Source organism: Streptomyces sp. NPDC059906 (assembly GCF_042730645.1).
Taxonomy (GTDB): Bacteria; Actinomycetota; Actinomycetes; order Streptomycetales; family Streptomycetaceae; genus Streptomyces; species Streptomyces rubrogriseus.
Genome location: NZ_JBHWKU010000025.1, coordinates 71947 through 90476 on the forward strand (window position 1 = coordinate 71947; position 18530 = coordinate 90476).

Sequence of the window (18530 nt, forward strand, 5' to 3'; positions counted from 1 at the left end):
GGCACCCCCCTGCCCCGAGTGACAGGGGGAGGGGTCTTTGACGCGGAGCCGTTGAAGGTGGTCGAGGCGGGGGCCGCGTGGCGTGGGCACCGCCGGCTGTGAGAGGGACGGGAATGGAACCGACCGAGAGCGCCGCCGCGGGCTCACGGCTGCGCATGCGTCGCATGGCGGGCGCGTGGCACGTGAGCCGGTGGTTCGGGCAACGCGATGGCGGCGTCCCGCCTTCCGCGACGGGCACCCGCGTGCCGCAGGCCGTCGGCCACCCCCACGGCCACCCGCAAGGACACCCCCACGGCCTCGCCGATCCGGACGGCGAACGGCACCTGTCCTGGCCCGCGTTGCCCGCGGCCGTCGTCGCGACCGCCGCCTTCGTCCTGGGCGCCGGTTTCTACCGGGCGTTCAGCGACGGACACGCCCTCTTCCCGTCCGGCACCGTCGGCTGGTCCCTGGCCGTGCTGGCCGGCATCGTCGTCGGCCACCTGGTCATGCTCGGCCGCTCCCGCTGGTGGGGCGGCACCGGCTCGGGCGCCGCCCTCACCCTCGCCGTCCTGCTGCTGTACGGCTGGGTCCCGGCCGGCATGGTCAGCCTCACCGTCGTCGTCCTGGTCGGGATAGCCCGGCGGGGCCGCTGGCGGCAGGGTGTCCTGCACGGCGCGGTGGACATCCTCGGCATCGCCGCGGGCGCCCTGCTCCTCGGCGTCTGCGGCTCCGTACCGTCCGTGGAGCGCCCCTGGGACCCGGCCACCTGGGGGCTGTACGCGGCACCCAAGGTGGCGCTCGTGGCCGTCGCCTACCTCGCCGTCACCCGGGCCCTGCTGTGGTATCTCCAGACCCCGCGCCCCGGCCTGCCCACCGTCGCCCGCACCGCCCTGGTCAGACAGGGACTGGTCGCGGTCGCGCTGCTCGGCATCGCCCCGCTGGTCTGCGTCGTCGCCGTCGCCAAGCCGCTGCTGCTGCCGCTGTTCGCCATCCCGCTCATCGCCCTCGACTCCACGCTGTGGATCGCCCGCGCCCGCGCCGAGGAGCAGTTGCGCGACCCGCTCACCGGCCTGCCCAACCGGCAGTGGCTCCTGGAGCGCACCTGGACCGCGCTGGACGACGCCGAGCGGATCGGCGCCCGCGCCGCCCTGATGCTGATCGACCTCGACCGTTTCCGGTCGGTCAACGACACACTCGGACACCTCGCCGGTGACCGGCTGCTGCTGCAGACCGCCGACCGGCTGCGCCAGGCCCTGCCGCGCGGGGCGGAGGCCGCGCGGCTCGGCGGTGACGAGTTCGCCGTCTTACTGCCCGTCGCCGACTCCACCACGTCGGCGACCCGGATCGCCCGCAGCCTGGTGGGCGCCCTCAGTTCCCCCATGGACCTGGACGGGCTCACCCTCGTCCTGGAGGCCAGCGCGGGCGTCGCCGTCTTCCCCGACCACGCGCTGGACGCCGAGGGACTGCTGCGCCGCGCCGACGTGGCGATGTACCAGGCGAAGCGGGACCGCACCGGCGTGGAGGTCTACGAGTCCAAGCGGGACTCCAACACCCCGGACCGGCTCGGCCTCCTCGGCGACCTGCGCCGGGCCCTGGACGCCCACGAGGTCCAGCTGCACTACCAGCCCAAGGTCCGCTTCGACGGCCAGGTCGCGGGCCTGGAGGCCCTGGTGCGCTGGGTGCACCCCGAGCGGGGCAAGGTGCCGCCGGACGAGTTCATAGCGATCGCCGAGTCCTCCGGGCTGATGCCCCACCTCACCGAGTACGTACTGGAGACGGCGCTCGGCCAGGTCGCCCGGTGGCGCGCCCAGGGGCTGTTCGTGCCGGTCGCGGTCAACGTCTCCCCGCGCGACGTCCACACCCCCGGCTTCGCGGGCTCGGTGGCCGCCCGGCTCGCCCGGCACGGAGTGCCCGCGGGAGCGCTCCAACTCGAGATCACGGAGCACGTCCTCCTGGAGGACCCGCAGCGCGCGGCCGACACCCTCAACGCGCTGACCGGACACGGCGTCAAGATGTCCCTGGACGACTTCGGCACCGGTTACTCCTCCCTCGTCCACCTGCGCAGGCTGCCCGTCAGCGAGCTGAAGATCGACCGCTCCTTCGTGGCCCGGCTGGCCATCGACAACGAGGACGCCGAGATCGTGCGCTGCACCGTCGACCTCGCCCACTCGCTCGGCCTGCTCGTCGTCGCCGAGGGTGTGGAGGACGACGAGACCTGGGAGCGCCTGCGGGACCTCGGCTGCGACGCCGTACAGGGCTGGCTGGTCGCGGCCGCGATGCCCCCGGAGGAGACCACCGCCTGGCTGCTCGCCCGCGGCTCCCGCGGCTGGGTCCGGGCCGCCGCCGCCCTGCCCGCGGTGGCGAGCGACGAGTGACCTGACCACAAGTTCCTCGCAGCTCCTCGCATCGCAACCCCTACCCCTACCCCGACCGTGCTCCCGGCGCGGGTCGGTGGACCGTCACCACCATGAATCTAGCAACGCTAGCCATCCTGCCATCGATCTGCTAGCGTCACTCTTGTCCCTAGCGTTGCTAGCAAGGAGTAGTCGTGACCGTCACCGCGTACACCCTGGCCGTCGTGCTCAACCTGTTCTGCCTGTTCCTGGGGTACCGCTTCCTGTTCCAGCCCGCCTCCGCCGCCACCGGCTACGGCGTCCCGGCCGACGCCGGCGGCGACGCCGCCGCGTACCTGACGATCAAGGGCGTCCGGGACGGCACGTTCGGTGTGGTGGGGCTGGCGCTGCTGGCCTTCGCCGGTGCCCGCCCCGAGGCGTGGTTCATGCTCTGCGTCGCCCTCGTCCCGCTCGCCGACACGCTCATAGTGCTGCGCCACGGGGGTACGAAGGCGGTGGCCTTCGGGATCCACTTCGCCACCGCGATCGTCATCCTGATCAGTGCCGGACTGCTCTTCGCGGTCTGAGTGCGCCCAACCGTCTTCAGGGGGTTCGAGATGTCGCTGTTCGTTCCGAAGTTCGACGAATCCGTGGTCGTCCGCGAGGCCGAGGCCGAGGTCGTCGGCCGCGCGCCCACCACCGTGCGCCTGCTGGCCGACAGCAGCTCCACCGGCGGCGCCCTGTCCACCCAGCGCGTCACCCTCACCGCGGGCGCGGACGGCGCCAAGCCGCACTGGCACGACAACTCCGCCGAGATGTTCTTCCTCCTCGACGGCGCCGCCGACATCCTCTCCGGCGACGAGGTCCTCACCGCGGGCCCCGGCGACCTCGTGGTGGTCCCGCCCGGCAAGCCGCACGCCTTCGCCGCCGTGCCGGGCGCCGACGCCGACCTGCTCATCGTCCTCACCCCGGGCGTGGAGCGCTTCGAGTACTTCCGCCACCTCCAGCGCATCGCCCTCGGCGAGGCCACCCGGGAGAGCCTGCTGGAGGTCCAGGAGCTGTACGACAACCACTTCCTGAGCAGTGCCGCCTGGGACGCGCGGCGCGGGTGAGCCGCCCCCGGGGAAACCGTTTAACGGCCACGGGGCCCGGCCCCATAGGATTGGGCCAAACCGATCGGGCCGAATCGACGGGGACAAGCGACTTGTCCCGGCCGAGCTGCCCCGACCACACACTCACCCAGAGGAACGCTGCATGCCTGGCATCACGCGCGAGGAGGTCGCCCACCTCGCCCGGCTGGCGCGTCTGGAGCTGAAGCCCGAAGAGCTCGAGCACTTCGCGGGACAGCTGGACGACATCATCGGCGCGGTCGCCCGCGTCAGCGAGGTCGCCGACCAAGACGTACCGCCGACCTCGCACCCGCTCCCGCTGACGAACGTCATGCGGCCGGACGAGGTCCGTCCGTCGCTCACGCCCGAGCAGGCGCTCTCCGGCGCCCCGGCCCAGGAGCAGCAGCGTTTCAAGGTGCCGCAGATCCTGGGGGAGGAGTAAGCCATGAGCGACATCATCAAGCTCACCGCGGCCGAGATCGCCGCGAAGATCGCCTCCGGCGAGCTGACCGCCGTCCAGGTCACCGAGGCCCACCTGGCCCGCATCGAGGCCGTCGACGAGAAGGTGCACGCCTTCCTGCACGTGGACCGCGAGGGCGCGCTGGCCCAGGCCCGCGCCGTCGACGCCAAGCGCGAGCGCGGCGAGAAGCTCGGCCCGCTGGCCGGCGTCCCCCTCGCGCTCAAGGACATCTTCACCACCGAGGGCATCCCCACCACCGTCGGCTCGAAGATCCTCGAAGGCTGGATCCCGCCGTACGACGCGACCGTCACCCAGCGCCTCAAGGCCGCCGACGTCGTCATCCTCGGCAAGACCAACATGGACGAGTTCGCCATGGGGTCCAGCACCGAGAACAGCGCGTACGGGCCCACCGGCAACCCCTGGGATCTCACCAAGATCCCCGGCGGTTCCGGCGGCGGCTCCTCCGCCGCCCTCGCCGCCTTCCAGGCCCCGCTCGCCATCGGCACCGACACCGGCGGCTCCATCCGCCAGCCCGCGTCCGTCACCGGCACGGTCGGCGTCAAGCCGACGTACGGCGGCGTCTCCCGCTACGGCATGGTGGCCTTCTCCTCCTCCCTCGACCAGGGCGGCCCCTGCGCCCGCACGGTCCTGGACGCGGCCCTGCTGCACGAGGTGATCGCCGGGCACGACCCGATGGACTCCACCTCCATCGACGCGCCCGTGCCCGCGGTCGTCGAGGCCGCCCGCAACGGCAGCGTGGACGGCATGCGCGTCGGCGTCGTCAAGCAGTTCCGCGGCGAGGGCTACCAGGCCGGTGTCGTGCAGCGCTTCGACGAGTCCGTCGAGCTGCTGAAGTCGCTGGGCGCCGAGATCGTCGAGCTGGACTGCCCGTCCTTCGACCTCGCGCTCTCCGCGTACTACCTGATCGCCCCGTCCGAGTGCTCCTCCAACCTCGCCCGCTTCGACGGCCTGCGCTACGGCGCCCGCGTCGGCGACGACGGCACGCACTCTGCCGAGGAGGTCACCTCCCTGACCCGCGAGGCCGGCTTCGGCCCCGAGGTCAAGCGCCGCATCATGCTCGGCACGTACGCCCTGTCGAGCGGGTACTACGACGCGTACTACGGCAGCGCCCAGAAGGTCCGCACCCTCATCAAGCAGGAGTTCGAGCGGGCCTTCGAGCAGGTCGACGTGATCGTCTCCCCGACGACCCCGACCACCGCCTTCGCGATCGGCGAGCGCGCCGACGACCCGATGGCGATGTACCTGGCCGACCTGTGCACCATCCCCACCAACCTGGCGGGCAACGCGGCCATGTCGCTGCCCTGCGGCCTCGCACCCGAGGACAACCTGCCGGTGGGTCTGCAGATCATCGCCCCCGCCATGAAGGACGACCGGCTCTACAAGGTCGGCGCCGCCGTCGAGGCCGCCTTCGTGGAAAAGTGGGGCCACCCGCTGATCGAGGAGGCTCCGTCGCTGTGAGTGCACTGACCAAGGCCAAGGGCTTCAAGAAGTCCAAGTCCGGTCTGTACGTCTCGATGGCCACGTCGGCGTTCGGCGCCGTCGGGGTCTACAAGCAGATCAAGAAGGCCCGTGGCGAGAGCGACACGCTGCGACTGCTCGACGCCGTCGTCACCGGAGCCGCCGTCGTCACCAACCTCGCCATCCTGTACCGCGAGCTGAAGCGTCTCGGCGACGACGACGTCCTGCTGGGCTGAGAGGGAAGTTTCACCGTGACCACCACGACCGACCTGGTGTCGTACGAGGACGCACTCGCGTCGTACGACCCCGTCATGGGCCTTGAGGTCCATGTCGAACTCGGCACCCACACCAAGATGTTCTGCGGCTGTTCGACCGCGCTCGGTGCCGACCCCAACACCCAGACCTGCCCCGTCTGCCTCGGCATGCCCGGCGCGCTCCCGGTCGTCAACGCGACCGGCGTCGAGTCGGCGATCAAGATCGGTCTCGCGCTGAACTGCGAGATCGCCGAGTGGTGCCGCTTCGCCCGGAAGAACTACTTCTATCCGGACATGCCGAAGAACTTCCAGACCTCCCAGTACGACGAGCCGATCGCCTTCGACGGCTACCTCGACGTGCAGCTTGAGGACGGGGAGACCTTCCGCGTCCAGATCGAGCGCGCCCACATGGAGGAGGACACCGGCAAGTCGCTGCACGTCGGTGGCGCGACGGGCCGCATCCACGGTGCCTCGCACTCCCTGCTCGACTACAACCGCGCCGGCATCCCGCTCATCGAGATCGTCACCAAGCCGATCGAGGGAGCGGGCGAGCGGGCCCCCGAGGTCGCCCGGGCGTACGTCCGTGAGCTGCGCGAACTCATCCGTGCCCTCGGCGTGTCCGAGGCCCGCATGGAGATGGGCCAGATGCGCTGCGACGTGAACCTGTCGCTGCGCCCGCACGGCCGGGAGAAGTTCGGCACCCGCAGCGAGACCAAGAACGTCAACTCGCTGCGCTCCGTCGAGCGCGCCGCCCGCTTCGAGATCCAGCGGCACGCCGCCGTGCTGAACGACGGCGGCACGATCATCCAGGAGACCCGCCACTTCCACGAGGACACGGGGTCCACCACCTCGGGCCGCGTGAAGGAGGAGGCCGAGGACTACCGGTACTTCCCGGAGCCCGACCTGGTGCCCGTCGCCCCGTCCCGCGAGTGGGTCGAGGAGATCCGTTCCGGGCTGCCCGAGCTGCCGCTGGTGCGCCGCAACCGGCTCCGCGAGGAGTGGGGCGTCTCCGGCAACGACATGCAGTCCATCCTCAACGCCGGAGCCCTGGACCCGATCGTCGCCACCATCGACGCCGGTGCCGACGCGGCCTCCGCCCGCAAGTGGTGGATGGGCGAGCTGGCCCGCAGCGCCAACGAGTCGGGCAAGACGCTCGACGAGCTGGCGATCACGCCGGTCCAGGTCGCCCGCGTCGCCGAGCTGGTGACCAAGGGCGAGCTGAACGACAAGCTGGCCCGCCAGGTCATCCTGGGCGTCCTCGCCGGTGAGGGCACGCCGGACGAGGTCGTCGACCAGCGCGGCCTGAAGGTCGTCTCCGACGAGGGCGCGCTGACCACCGCCGTCGACGAGGCCATCGCCGGCAACCCGGGCATCGCGGACAAGATCCGCGGCGGCAAGGTGGCCGCGGCCGGCGCCCTGGTCGGCGCGGTCATGAAGGCGACCCGGGGCCAGGCGGACGCGGCCCGCGTCAAGGAGCTGATCCTGGAGAAGCTGGGCGTGACCGAGGGCTGAGCCCGAGGGCGGGGACCGAGGGCTGAGACCCGGTACACCACGAGCCCTGGGGGGATGCGTCGAGCGTGACGCGTCCCCCCAGGGCCGTTGTTGTGAATAAGGACACTAAGTCCGCAAAGGATCACTTCTGCCTGCAAGAGTGATTCCGCATTGCTCATGCGTTCTTTGCGGTCCGTTCACACCACGGGCGGCCATTCCCGGTCTTCCCGGCTTCGCGGGTGTTCCCGGTCAAAGATCCACAATCAGACACCCTGGGAGCACGTTCGTGGCAGCCCTCGCACGCTGGTGTGTTCAACGTCGCCTCGTCACCGTCCTGCTCTGGCTGCTCGCCCTCGGTGGGGTGGCCACGGCCGCCACGGTCGCCGGCTCCGCGTACTCCAACGACTACGGGATCCCCGGCACCGGCTCCGACCGCGCCTCCCGGCTGCTCGAATCCCGCTTCCCCGACCTCGGCGGCGACAGCGACACGATCGTCTGGCACACCACGTCCGGCACCGTCCGCGCCGCCGACGTCGAACAGGCCATGACCCGCACCCTGGACCGCATCGCGGACCTGCCCGGGGTGGCCGCGGTCAGCAACCCGTACCACGACGCCGACTCGCCCCTGATCAGCGAGAACGCCGACACCGCGTACGCCACCGTCACCTTCGAGGACGCCTCCCAGGACCTCGACCCGGGCCAGGCACGGGCCGTCGTCGACACCGCCGAGGCCGCCGAGACCGACGGGCTCCGGATCGAACTGGGCGGCGGCGCCATAGCGCTCACCGAGCCCGGCGGCAGCCACCTCGCCGAGGCCGTCGGCGTGGCCGTGGCCGCCGTCGTCCTCTTCCTCGCCTTCGGCTCCGTCGCCGCGGCGCTGCTGCCCATCGCCACCGCACTGGTCTCCGTCGGCACCGCCTACGCCGGCATCACGCTCCTCGGCCACGCCATGACCGTCGCCGACTTCGCGCCCATGCTGGGCACCCTCGTCGGACTCGGCGTCGGCATCGACTACGCCCTGTTCATCGTCACCAGACACCGGCGCGGACTGAAACGGGGCCTGTCCGTGGCGGACGCCGCCGCCGAGGCCGTGGCGACCACCGGACGAGCCGTGGTGTTCGCGGGTGCCACCGTCTGCATCGCCCTGCTGGGCATGCTGATCCTCCGGCTGAGCTTCCTCAACGGCGTCGCCGTCGCCGCCTCGCTGACCGTGCTCCTGACCGTCGCCGCCTCCGTGACGCTGCTGCCCGCCCTGCTGTCGTACATCGGCCCGCGCGCCCTGAGCCGGCGCGAGCGGCGCCGGCTGGCCGAGCACGGCCCCGAGCCCGAGGTGCCGACCGGGTTCGCCGCCCGCTGGTCCGCCTTCGTCGAGCGGCACCCGAAACTGCTCGGCGTGCTCGCCCTCGTCGTCATCACCGTCGTCGCCCTGCCCACCCTCGGCCTGCGCCTCGGCACCTCCGACCAGGGCAACGACCCCAAGGGCACCACCACCCGCCAGGCCTACGACCTCCTCGCCGACGGCTTCGGCCCCGGCGTCAACGGCCCCCTCACCCTGGTCACCGAGGTCCGCGGCGCCGAGGACCGCCTCGCCCTGGACAACCTCGACGCCACCCTGCGCACCACCGAGGGCGTCTCCTCGGTGACGCCGGTGATGTACAACTCCGGCGGCGACGCCGCGTACCTCACCGTCGTACCCGAGTCGGCGCCGCAGTCCGAGGACACCAGCGACCTGGTCGAGCGGCTGCGCTCCGAGGTGCTGCCGCGCGCCGAGGCCGGCACCGCGCTCGACGTGCACGTCGGCGGCGTGACGGCGGGCTACGACGACTTCGCCGACGTCATCGTCGGCAAGCTGCCGCTCTTCGTCGGCGTCGTCATCGGCCTCGGCTGCCTGCTGCTCCTGCTGGCCTTCCGGTCCGTCGGCATCCCCCTCAAGGCCGCCGCCATGAACGTGGCCGCCGTGGCCGCCGCCTTCGGCGTGGTCGTGGCGATCTTCCAGTGGGGCTGGGGGAGCGAACTGCTCGGCCTCGGCAGCGCGGGTCCGATCGAACCCTTCCTGCCCGTGATCATGGTCTCGGTGCTCTTCGGGCTCTCCATGGACTACCAGGTCTTCCTCGTCAGCCGGATGTACGAGGAGTGGCTGGAGACCGGCGACAACCGCCGGGCCGTCCGGGTCGGGCTCGCCGAGACCGGCCGCGTGATCAACTCCGCCGCCGTCATCATGATCTCGGTCTTCCTCGCCTTCGTCCTCAGCGGCGACCGGGTGATCGCCATGTTCGGCATCGCGCTGGCCGCCGCGGTCGCCCTGGACGCCTTCGTCCTGCGCACCCTCCTGGTGCCCGCCCTGATGCACCTGCTCGGCCGCGCCAACTGGTGGCTGCCGCGCCGCCTGGACGCCCTCCTGCCGCGCATCAGCATCGAGCCGCCCGAGTGCCGGGCCGCCCATGAGAGGCTGGCCGCGGCGACGGACGCCGAGGTGGCGGACGTCCTGGCGGAGGAGGAACGGCAGCGGGATGTACGCGATACCACTGGGTGACGACGGAGCCGAACTGCGCCCCCTGGAGACCTGGCACGCCGAGGAGTTCCTGGCCCATCTGGACCGGGGCAGGGACTTCATCACCGAGCACATCCCCTTCGGGGCGAAGGCCACCGACGTCGACTCCGCGCGGGAGGTGCTCCAGGCCTACGCCGACCGGCACGCCGCCGACAGCGGCTTCCTGCACGGGCTGTGGCTGGACGGCACCCTGGTCGGCGGCCTGCTCTACCGCGTCTTCGACGCCGCCACCGGCGTCTGCGAGATCGGCTGCTGGCTGGAGCCCGCCGGGACGGGTCGCGGCCTGGTCACCCGCGGTGCCCGCGTACTGATCGACTGGGCCTTCGACGAGCGCGGCATGCACCGCGTGGAGTGGTACGCCTCGACGGCGAACACCCCGAGTGTCAACGCCGCGCGGCGACTCGGCATGATGCGGGAGGGCGTGCTGCGCGAGAGCTTCCCCTATCGCGGCACGCGCCAGGACATGGAGGTGTGGGCGGTGCTCGCACCCGAGTGGCGGGCCGCACGGGAAGCACGCGCGCGTGCCGCTCAAAGGGATCATTAAGGGACCTCTCAGACAGCGTCCGTACGGTGCGAGGCATGGGAACGAAGACAGTGGACGAGACCGGCGTGAAGACCGACGAGCACAAGACGGACGAGGCGGCCGACGCGGCCGAGGCGACCGGGGCCGCCGAGTCCATTGAGGTCACCAAGGCGGCCGAGGTCCCTGAGGCGGCCGAGACCGACACCCCCGACACCACCGAGGACGCCGACGCGGTGGCGGACGAGGACCCGGACGGCACCGACGGGACCGAGGCGGCCCCCACCGGCGTCGGCCAGGGCGCGGGCGCCGTGGTCTCCGCCGGTCTCGGCATCGTCTCCCTGACCGGCAGCTGGGTCGGCACCGTGGCCTCCGCGCGCGAGTCGCTGATGGGCCAGCTGCAGACGTCCTCGTCGTCGGACGTCGGCACGCTGATCGAGAAGGGCTACGGCAACGCCTGGCAGGCCACCGCGATGTGGGGCGGCATCTTCGCCCTGGTCGCGCTGATCGTCGGCGTCGTCGTGCTGGCCCGTCCCGCGTTCGGCGCGCCCGGCCGCCCGCAGGCCCCGTGGATCAAGTCCGTCGCCTGGGCGGGGGTCGCCCTCGGCGTCATCGGCCTGCTGCTGGCCGTCCTGAAGTACACGGACGTTCTGCTGGGGCTGCCAGCCACCGGCTGACCAGGCATTTTTGAGGGGTCTTAGGACAGTCGCCCGCCCGTGGCGCGCGCCCTAAGACCCCTCACGCGCGTCTAAGGCCCCGCGCGGCGCCGAAGATGCGGAACTTACCCGATGTGGCCCACCCCCCTGGGAGACGAAGGTTGAGGCATCGCAAGCAAGCGAAGCCGAAACCGAAGCGAAGCCGAGGGGCACACCATGTACGAGTACGAGTTCCAGCAGTACCGCTCCGCCGAACTGATCCGCCGCGCCGACGAGGCCCGGCTGGCCCGCGAGGTGATCCGGGCCCGCCGCGCCGCCCGCCGCCAGGCCCGGCACGACGGTGCGGTGGCCGAGAGCCATACGCCGCGCCGACGCGGGCACCGGTTCGCCCGGACCGCGTGAACGGGGGAGCCGGGGAGGGGGGCCGCACGGCCTCCCTCCCCGCCGTCGTTCCCGGCGCCGTCGTCCCCGCCGCTGTCCAGCTGCCGAAAACCGGTGACCCGCTGTCGTACCCGCGTGCGATGCTCGCTTCCGTGGAGACCAGGTCCGTCAGTCCCGTGTTCGTCGGCCGCACCGGCGAACTGGACACGTTGAACGAGGCGCTCGCCCGCGCGTCCGCCACCGGCGGAGAGCCGCAGGCGCTGCTGCTCGGCGGCGAGGCCGGCGTGGGCAAGACCCGCCTCGTCGAGGAGTTCGCCACCGCGGCGGACCGGCGCGGCGCCGTCGTCGCGCTGGGCGGCTGCGTGGAGATCGGCGCCGACGGGCTGCCCTTCGCGCCCTTCTCCACCGCGCTGCGCGCCCTGCGCCGCCACCTGCCCGAGGAGCTGGCCGCCGCGGCCGCCGGCCAGGAGGAGGAACTGGCCCGGCTGCTGCCCGAACTGGGCGAGGGCACCCCGGTCACCGGCGGCGGCCGGCACGACGAGGAGAGCATGGCCCGGCTCTTCGAACTCACCGCCCGCCTGCTGGAGCGCGTCGCCGCCCGGCACACCGTCGTCCTCGTCCTGGAGGACCTGCACTGGGCCGACGCCTCCACCCGCCACCTGATCGCCTACCTCTTGCGCACCCTGCGCACCGGCCGCCTCGTCGTCCTCGCCACCTACCGCTCCGACGACATCCACCGCCGCCACCCTCCCCCACTGCCTGAACGGCGTGGGGGGACCCCCATCGCCCCCTGCTCGCCGAGCTGGACCGGCTGCGCACCGTCCGCCGCATCGAACTCGGCCGCTTCACCCGCGACGAGGTGGGCCGCCAGATCGCCGGGATCCTCGCCCACGAGCCCGACCCGCTCCAGGTCGACGAGATCTTCGAACGCTCCGACGGCAACGCCTTCTTCGTCGAGGAACTCGCCGTCGCCGCACGCGTCGGCAGCTGCACCGGCCTCACCGACTCCCTGCGCGACCTGCTCCTGGTCCGCGTCGAAGCCCTGCCCGAGAGCGCCCAGCGGGTCGCCCGGATCGTCGCCGAGGGCGGCTCCACCGTCGAGTACCGGCTGCTCGCCGCCGTTGCCCGGCTCGCCGAGGACGACCTCATCGAGGCGCTGCGCTCCGCGGTGAACGCCAACATCCTGCTCCCCGCGCCCGACGGCGACGGCTACCGCTTCCGGCACTCCCTGGTCCGCGAGGCCGTCGGCGACGACCTGCTCCCCGGCGAACGCTCCCGCCTCAACCGGCGCTACGCCGAAGCCCTGGACGCCGATCCCACGCTGGTGCCCGCCGCCGAGCGCGTGATGCGCCTGGCCAGCTACTGGTACCACGCCCACGCCCCCGCCAAGGCCCTGCCGGCCGTCCTGGACGCCTCCGTCGAGGCCCGCCGCCGGCACGCCTACTCCGAACAGCTGCGGCTGCTGGAGCGCGCGATGGAGCTGTGGGACGCCGCCCCCGACGACGTACGCGCCACCCTGCGCCCCGTCGACTGCGCCGAGGTCTACCCTCCCCCACTGCCCGAACGGCGTGGGGGGACCCCCAGCGGCTGCGACCCCGCCATCACGCCCCTGCGCTACCTGGACCTGATGGCCGAGGCCGCCGTCGCCGGGCGGCTGTGCGGCGAGCGCGAACGCGCCATGAAGATCACCAAGCGGGCGCTGCGCCTCCTGGAGGACGAACAGGACACGGGCACCGGGGCGGGCGCGAGCGGCCGGGACCCGCAGCGCGCGGCCTGGTTCTGGACCCAGCGCTCGCTGCTGGTCCAGGCCCAGGGCCGCGGCGACGGCTGGCGGGAGCTGGGCATCGCCCAGGAACTGGTCCGGGGCCTGCCGCCGTCCCAGGTGCACGCCGAGGTGCTCGCCATGTCCGCCAACTGGTCGATGCTCCATAGCCCGGGCCCCGACGCGATGACGGCGGCCGAACGTGCCGTCGAGTACGCGCGCATGGTCGGCGCCGAGGAGATCGAGCTGAACGCCCGGCTCACCCTCGGCGGCCTGATGGTGGACGCCGGGCAGATCGACGCCGGACTCGCCGAGATGTTCCAGGTCAGGGACCTGGTGGTGGCCCAGGACCGGTCCGCCGTGGTGGCCCGCAGCCACGTCAACCTGCCCTCGTCCCTGGAAGGCGTCGGCCGCTCGCGGGACGCCCTCGGCATCCTGCGCGAGGGCATCGACCTCACCCGGCGCAGGGGGCTGCTGGAGTCCGAGGCCTGGGTCTGGGGCAACCTCGCCGAGTCGCTCATCTCCCTGGGCCGCTGGGACGAGGCCCTCGAAGCGGCGGACCGGGCCGGAGCACCGGGCCGCAGCCCCGCACCGCGCGGCGGCGCCGCACTCAAACGCGCCGTCGTCGCCCTTGCCCGCGGCGAGCGTGCCGAGGCCGCCGGACTGCTCGCCGAGGCCCGCGCCGCCTACGGCACCCACGACCCCATGCCGCAGCACCGCCTGCCGCTGGCGGCCCTCACCGTCGGCGTCGCCGCGGCCGAGGGACGCCTCCCGGACGCCCGCGCCGAACTGGTCCGCGTCCTGGACGCGGGCTTCCCGCCCGGCACCCAGCGCTTCGGCTGGCCCCTGCTGCTGTCCGCCGCCGCGGCGGAGGCCGACGCGCGCGCCCGGCCGGCCGCCGAGGAGGGCCGCGCCGACCTCCTCCACCGCCTCGCCGAGGCCGCGAAGCACCTAACGACGGGCGCCCCGGTCTGGGTCGCCCACGAGCGCTGGGTCCGCGCCGAACTCCACCGCGCCCGGGGCCGCGACACCCCGCGGCTCTGGTCGGAGGCGGTCACCGCCTTCGAATGCCTGGAGCGCCCCTACGATCTCGCCCGCGTCCGCTACCGGCTGGCCGATGCCCTCCTGGCCACCGGCGGCGAGGACGAGCGCGCCCGTGCCACGGAGCTGCTGCGCCTGGCCCGCACCGTCGCCGACCACCTCGGCGCGCGCCCGCTGTCCGACGCGGTCGCCGTGCTCGGCCGGCGTGCCCGCCTCACCCTCGGCCGCGCCGCCGAACCGGCACCCGCGTCCGGGCCCGCCGACCCGGCCGACGCCCTCGGCCTCACCGGCCGGGAGCGGGACGTCCTGCGGCTGGTCTCCGACGGCCGCACCAACCGGCAGATAGCCGAGGAGCTCTTCATCTCGCCCAAGACGGCCAGCGTCCACGTCTCCAACATCCTGGCCAAGCTCGGCGTCTCCGGCCGCGGCGAGGCGGCGGCGGTGGCCCACCGGCTGGCGCTGTTCCCCGCCGAACGGCTCACGTCCCGTTCGACGGAGTGAGGCTTACGCTGTAAGGGACGCCGACCGACGGAGGCCCGATGTTCAACGCATTCGAGGAACTGTTCTCGCCCGGCCGCAAACACACCAACGACGAGCAGAACCGCCTCGAACTGACCCGCGAGGACGTGGGCGACGGCGACCCCGCTCGCGGCCCCATAGACCTCACGTCGGGCAAGGTCGTCGTCCACCGGCCGCGTGCCGACGAGGAGGCGGAGGACCCCGGGACCCCGTCCCCGGAAGACGAGTAGCCGGCCGCCTACTCCACCTCCAGCTCCAGGATCCGGTCGTCGTCGCCCTGCGCGTCGCCGCGGCCGTCCGTGTTGCTGGTCACCAGCCACAGCTTGTCGCCGCCCGCCGGGGCCACCGTACGCAGACGGCCGTACTCGCCCTCCAGGAACGCCTGCGGATCGGCCGCGGCCTCGGTCCCCTTCAGCGGGATCCGCCACAGCCGCTCACCGCGCAGCCCCGCCATCCACACGGAGCCCTCGGCGTAGGCGATGCCGCTGGGGGAGGCCTCGTCGGTGCTCCACTGCGCGAGGGGGTCGTGGAAGCCGGAGCCGCCGCCCTTGCCCTCCGCCTCGGGCCAGCCGTAGTTGTCACCCGGCTTGATCGCGTTCAGCTCGTCCCAGGTGTCCTGACCGAACTCCGAGGCGAACAGCCGCTGCTTGCCGTCCCAGGCCAGCCCCTGCACGTTCCGGTGGCCCAGCGAGTACACGGGGGAGTCGGGGAAGGGGTTGCCGGGCGCCGGTTCGCCGTCCGGGGTCATCCGCAGGATCTTGCCGCCGAGGGACTTCTCGTCCTGCGACAGACCGGTGTCACCGCTCTCGCCCGTGCCCGCGTAGAGCATCCTGTCCGGGCCGAAGGCGATCCGCCCGCCGTTGTGGATCACCCCCTTGGGGATGCCCCGGAAGACCGTGTCCGGCGCGCCCAGCTGCTCGCCCGACGGCTTCTTCTCGTCGTACAGCATGCGCACGATCCGGTTGTCCGAGGCGGAGGTGAAGTACGCGTAGATCATGTGGTCCGAGGCGTAGTCGGGGGAGAGCGCGATGCCGAGCAGGCCGCCCTCGCCGGACGGGGACACCCCGGGCACCTCGCCCAGCTCGGTCTTCTCGCCCGTCTTCGCGTCGACGCGTGTGATCGTGGCCTCGTCGCGCGAGGACACCAGCAGGTCGCCGCCCGGCAGCGGGGCCAGGCCCCAGGGGCTGTTCAGCCCCGTGGCGACCGTGCGGAGCACCTTGACCGAGCCCTTCGCGGGCGGTGCCTGCTCGGTGGGCGATCCGGCGGGCGAGGACTGCGCCGCCGTACTGGTGGGGGAGGCGCCGCGGTCCGTTCCGGACGGGTCCGCGCCGTCGGAGGAGTCGGCGGAGCAGCCGGCCGTCAGCAGGAGAGCGGCGGTCAGCACGGCCGGCACGGCTCGACGTTGCACGATCTTGGTCCCTTCGACGCGGCGGGTTCTCCCTGTCATACACCGCAGGGGCTCCCCAAGTTCCCGATCGCCGAATCCCGAACCGCGAACCGCGAACCCCGAACCCAGAACCGCGAACCCCGTATCCGGCGGCGGCGGCGGCGGCCGGCCGGATGCCGTGGGCCTCACTCCCAGGAACCCTGCGCCGGCGGCAGCGCCCGCACCTCCGCCAGGTCCCGCTCGGTCAGCCGCAGCCGGGCCGCCCCCGCGTTCTGCGTCACCCAGCGCTCCTGCTTGGTGCCCGGCACCGGCACCACGTGCCGCCCCTGCGCCAGCACCCAGGCCAGCGCCACCTGCGCCGCGGTGACCCCGTCGCCGTGCCGGGCGGCGATCCGGCGCAGCGCGGCCACGACCGGCTGGTTGGCGGCCATCATCTCGGCGGTGAAGCGGGGGTGCCGGGCCCGCAGGTCCTCCGGTTCGAAGCCCTGGCCCGGCGTCAGCGTGCCGGTCAGGTAGCCGTTGCCCAGCGGCATCGCGGCCAGGAAACCGACGCCGCGCGAGACGCACCACGGCAGCAGGGTCCGCAGCGCCTCCGGCGACCACACCGACAGCTCGGCCTCGACCGCGCTCACCGGGAAGACCTGCTGCACCCGCTCCAGTTGGCGGATCGTCGCGTCGTGCAGCCGTGCCCCCGGCCGCCGGGCCGAGCGCGCGCCGACCGCGCACAGGCCGAGCGCCCGCACCTTCCCGACCCGCACCAGCTCCGCCATCGCGCCCCAGGTCTCCTCGACGGGTATCTCCGGGTCGGCGCGGTGCAGTTGGTAGAGGTCGATGACGTCCGTCTGGAGCCGGCGCAAGGACGCGTCGCAGGCACGCCGCACATAGCCGGGGCGGCCGTTGGCCACGATGTGCTGCTCACCCACCAGCAGGCCGACCTTGGTCGACACGAAGGCCTCGGACCGCCGCTCCCTCAACACCCGCCCCAGCAGCAGCTCGTTGGTGAACGGGCCGTACATGTCCGCCGTGTCCAGCAGGCAGACACCGAGGTCGAGGGCCCGGTGCACGGCCCTGAGCGACTCGTCGCCCCGCTGCCGCGAGGCGCTGTACGCCCAGTTCATCGGCATGCACCCCAGTCCGACGGCCCCCACCGCGAGTGCCGTCGCGCCGATCGTCCTGCGCTCCACCGGTCGTGACCCTCCCTTGTCGGACCACCCAACCTAACCTTTGCCTCTCCGCCCCCTGACATAGCCTCCTGACCATGACTGCTGACGTGTGGCTGCCCATCCCGCCGGACGAGATCGAGGGCCTTCCCGAAGGTCCCGCCTACCGCCACTGGGACGGCGAGGAGACCTTCCCCGCCGACCCGGCCGACTGCGCCTTCTACGTCGTGCCCTACATGAAGCCCAGCACCGTGGGGGTACGCCCGCTGCCCGAGATGCGCTCCGTCCAGGTCGTCCAGACCCTCTCCGCGGGCATCGACCACGTCGAACCCGGCCTCGGGCACCTGCCCGCCGGCGTACGGCTGTGCAACGCGCGCGGCGTGCACGAGGCCAGCACCGCGGAGCTGACCCTGGCCCTGGTGCTGGCCTCGCTGCGCGGCATCCCGGACTTCGTGCGGGCGCAGGACCGCGGCGAGTGGCTCGGCGGGTTCCGGCCCGCGCTCGCGGACCGGACGGTCCTCATCGTCGGGTACGGATCGATCGGCGCCGCGATCGAGGACCGGCTCGTGCCGTTCGAGGTCGCGCCGGTGGTGCGCGTCGCGCGCTCCGCCCGCACCACGGAGCGCGGCCCCGTGCACCCGCTCACCGAGCTTCCCCGCCTGCTCCCGCAGGCCGACGTCGTCATCCTGTCCACACCGCTCACCGAGGCCACCCGGGGACTGGCCGACGCCGAGTTCCTGGCCCGGATGAAGGACGGCGCCCTGCTCGTCAACGTGGCGCGCGGACCCGTCGTGGACACGAAGGCGTTGCTCGCCGAACTGGAGAGCGGACGCCTCACCGCGGCCCTCGACGTGACCGACCCCGAACCGCTGCCGCCGGGTCACCCCCTGTGGCATGCTCCCGGCATAGTCGTCAGCCCGCACGCGGGCGGTCCGACCTCCGCCTTCCTGCCGCGCGCCGAGCGGCTGCTGGTGGACCAGTTGACCCGGTTCGTGAACCGGGAGCCGCTGCGCAACGTGATCCTGACGACGGGGTCGTAATCCGTTTCGGGCACCCTCCGCGACTCCTCGGATGCGGGGGGTGCGCGCATATCCGCTGGTCGTCACGGAGCGTAGAGAACCTATGTCCCTGAGTGACGAGACTGGTGTATCGTCCGACAGGGGACGCGCCGCGCACCGTACGGCGCCGGGGATGGACATCTCAGACTGTGGAGGGGGGCGACGGGCGATGCACGGCCTATGGACCGACGATCCGACGCGGCGGAGCCGCCGCCGGCGACCCTGGCGCACGGCCACGACCACGACCGCGCGCCGACGGGGTCGGCACGGCCACCACGGTGGCCGGCCCGCTCCGCGCTGCCCCCACCCGCGCCGGCCGGGCGACCGCAGAAGGCAGGACCGGCCGGCCCACCGGTGCGCGCGGGACGCGGGAGCGGTGCGGACCGGGAG

The 18530-nt window shown here is 72.9% G+C and carries 15 protein-coding genes and 1 pseudogene; 14 read left to right on the forward strand and 2 right to left on the reverse strand.

Features of this window, described 5'->3' with window-relative positions; translation table 11 throughout:
* The first annotated feature begins 113 nt into the window (after nt 1–113).
* The 13 genes and pseudogenes from rmdB (at nt 114) to ACFV9J_RS30130 (ending at nt 14765) form a co-directional block, all read left to right on the forward strand.
* Nucleotides 114–2354 carry a cyclic Di-GMP phosphodiesterase RmdB gene (gene rmdB, locus ACFV9J_RS30070; protein ID WP_385359251.1) on the forward strand — a complete coding sequence of 747 codons (2241 nt, stop codon included), beginning with the start codon at nt 114–116 and terminating at the stop codon, nt 2352–2354.
* Between the two features lie 173 nt (nt 2355–2527).
* Entirely contained in the window at nt 2528–2899 is a 372-nt protein-coding gene (locus ACFV9J_RS30075; RefSeq protein WP_385359253.1) for a DUF4267 domain-containing protein, read from the forward strand.
* A gap of 30 nt (nt 2900–2929) precedes the next feature.
* Nucleotides 2930–3424 carry a cupin domain-containing protein gene (locus ACFV9J_RS30080; protein WP_385359256.1) on the forward strand — a complete coding sequence of 165 codons (495 nt, stop codon included), beginning with the start codon at nt 2930–2932 and terminating at the stop codon, nt 3422–3424.
* Nucleotides 3425–3566: 142 nt separating this feature from the next.
* A complete protein-coding gene (gene gatC / locus ACFV9J_RS30085) occupies nt 3567–3863 on the forward strand; it encodes an Asp-tRNA(Asn)/Glu-tRNA(Gln) amidotransferase subunit GatC (protein ID WP_003973500.1) in 297 nt (98 codons plus the stop codon).
* A 3-nt stretch (nt 3864–3866) separates the two neighbouring features.
* Entirely contained in the window at nt 3867–5360 is a 1494-nt protein-coding gene (gene gatA, locus ACFV9J_RS30090; protein WP_356864477.1) for an Asp-tRNA(Asn)/Glu-tRNA(Gln) amidotransferase subunit GatA, read from the forward strand.
* Nucleotides 5357–5596, forward strand: coding sequence for a hypothetical protein (locus tag ACFV9J_RS30095; RefSeq protein ID WP_007444751.1), 240 nt, complete (start codon nt 5357–5359; stop codon nt 5594–5596). Before gatA ends, ACFV9J_RS30095 begins: the two co-directional genes overlap by 4 nt.
* Nucleotides 5597–5611: 15 nt before the next feature.
* Nucleotides 5612–7126, forward strand: a complete 1515-nt coding sequence (gatB, locus tag ACFV9J_RS30100; protein WP_385359259.1) for an Asp-tRNA(Asn)/Glu-tRNA(Gln) amidotransferase subunit GatB — start codon at nt 5612–5614, stop codon at nt 7124–7126.
* A gap of 265 nt (nt 7127–7391) precedes the next feature.
* Nucleotides 7392–9638, forward strand: coding sequence for an MMPL family transporter (locus ACFV9J_RS30105; protein ID WP_385359261.1), 2247 nt, complete (start codon nt 7392–7394; stop codon nt 9636–9638).
* The gene (locus ACFV9J_RS30110; RefSeq protein ID WP_385359263.1) at nt 9616–10200 is read left to right on the forward strand and encodes a GNAT family N-acetyltransferase; all 585 of its coding nucleotides are present in this window, start codon (nt 9616–9618) and stop codon (nt 10198–10200) included. The genes ACFV9J_RS30105 and ACFV9J_RS30110 overlap by 23 nt, the downstream gene beginning before the upstream one ends.
* 35 nt (nt 10201–10235) lie before the next feature.
* Nucleotides 10236–10853, forward strand: coding sequence for a hypothetical protein (locus ACFV9J_RS30115; RefSeq protein ID WP_385359265.1), 618 nt, complete (start codon nt 10236–10238; stop codon nt 10851–10853).
* A 195-nt stretch (nt 10854–11048) separates the two neighbouring features.
* On the forward strand, nt 11049–11234 hold the full coding sequence (locus ACFV9J_RS30120) for a hypothetical protein (RefSeq protein ID WP_385359267.1): 186 nt from the start codon (nt 11049–11051) through the stop codon (nt 11232–11234).
* A 119-nt stretch (nt 11235–11353) separates the two neighbouring features.
* A pseudogene (locus tag ACFV9J_RS30125) lies at nt 11354–14517 on the forward strand (AAA family ATPase).
* Between the two features lie 38 nt (nt 14518–14555).
* The gene (locus ACFV9J_RS30130; RefSeq protein ID WP_385359269.1) at nt 14556–14765 is read left to right on the forward strand and encodes a DUF6191 domain-containing protein; all 210 of its coding nucleotides are present in this window, start codon (nt 14556–14558) and stop codon (nt 14763–14765) included.
* Between the two features lie 8 nt (nt 14766–14773).
* On the opposite strand, the gene ACFV9J_RS30135 is transcribed toward ACFV9J_RS30130, so the two are convergent.
* Together ACFV9J_RS30135 and ACFV9J_RS30140 are read right to left on the reverse strand one after the other, a co-directional pair.
* Nucleotides 14774–15982: a PQQ-dependent sugar dehydrogenase gene (locus ACFV9J_RS30135; RefSeq protein ID WP_385359271.1), complete on the reverse strand. Its 1209-nt coding sequence runs from the start codon at nt 15980–15982 to the stop codon at nt 14774–14776.
* A gap of 125 nt (nt 15983–16107) precedes the next feature.
* Nucleotides 16108–17106, reverse strand: coding sequence for an aldo/keto reductase (locus tag ACFV9J_RS30140; RefSeq protein ID WP_385359274.1), 999 nt, complete (start codon nt 17104–17106; stop codon nt 16108–16110).
* A gap of 74 nt (nt 17107–17180) precedes the next feature.
* On the opposite strand from ACFV9J_RS30140, the gene ACFV9J_RS30145 reads away from it, so the two are divergent.
* The gene (locus ACFV9J_RS30145) at nt 17181–18122 is read left to right on the forward strand and encodes a 2-hydroxyacid dehydrogenase (RefSeq protein ID WP_385359276.1); all 942 of its coding nucleotides are present in this window, start codon (nt 17181–17183) and stop codon (nt 18120–18122) included.
* The last annotated feature ends 408 nt before the right edge of the window (nt 18123–18530 follow it).

What these genes read in the sequence shown, in the direction of transcription:
- rmdB (WP_385359251.1), top strand. Translation starts at nt 114, where the DNA reads ATGGAACCGACCGAGAGCGCCGCCGCGGGCTCACGGCTGCGCATGCGT.
- ACFV9J_RS30080 (WP_385359256.1), top strand. Translation starts at nt 2,930, where the DNA reads ATGTCGCTGTTCGTTCCGAAGTTCGACGAATCCGTGGTCGTCCGCGAG.
- gatC (WP_003973500.1), top strand. Translation starts at nt 3,567, where the DNA reads ATGCCTGGCATCACGCGCGAGGAGGTCGCCCACCTCGCCCGGCTGGCG.
- gatA (WP_356864477.1), top strand. Translation starts at nt 3,867, where the DNA reads ATGAGCGACATCATCAAGCTCACCGCGGCCGAGATCGCCGCGAAGATC.
- ACFV9J_RS30110 (WP_385359263.1), top strand. Translation starts at nt 9,616, where the DNA reads ATGTACGCGATACCACTGGGTGACGACGGAGCCGAACTGCGCCCCCTG.
- ACFV9J_RS30115 (WP_385359265.1), top strand. Translation starts at nt 10,236, where the DNA reads ATGGGAACGAAGACAGTGGACGAGACCGGCGTGAAGACCGACGAGCAC.
- ACFV9J_RS30120 (WP_385359267.1), top strand. Translation starts at nt 11,049, where the DNA reads ATGTACGAGTACGAGTTCCAGCAGTACCGCTCCGCCGAACTGATCCGC.
- ACFV9J_RS30130 (WP_385359269.1), top strand. Translation starts at nt 14,556, where the DNA reads ATGTTCAACGCATTCGAGGAACTGTTCTCGCCCGGCCGCAAACACACC.
- ACFV9J_RS30135 (WP_385359271.1), bottom strand. Translation starts at nt 15,982, where the DNA reads ATGACAGGGAGAACCCGCCGCGTCGAAGGGACCAAGATCGTGCAACGT.
- ACFV9J_RS30145 (WP_385359276.1), top strand. Translation starts at nt 17,181, where the DNA reads ATGACTGCTGACGTGTGGCTGCCCATCCCGCCGGACGAGATCGAGGGC.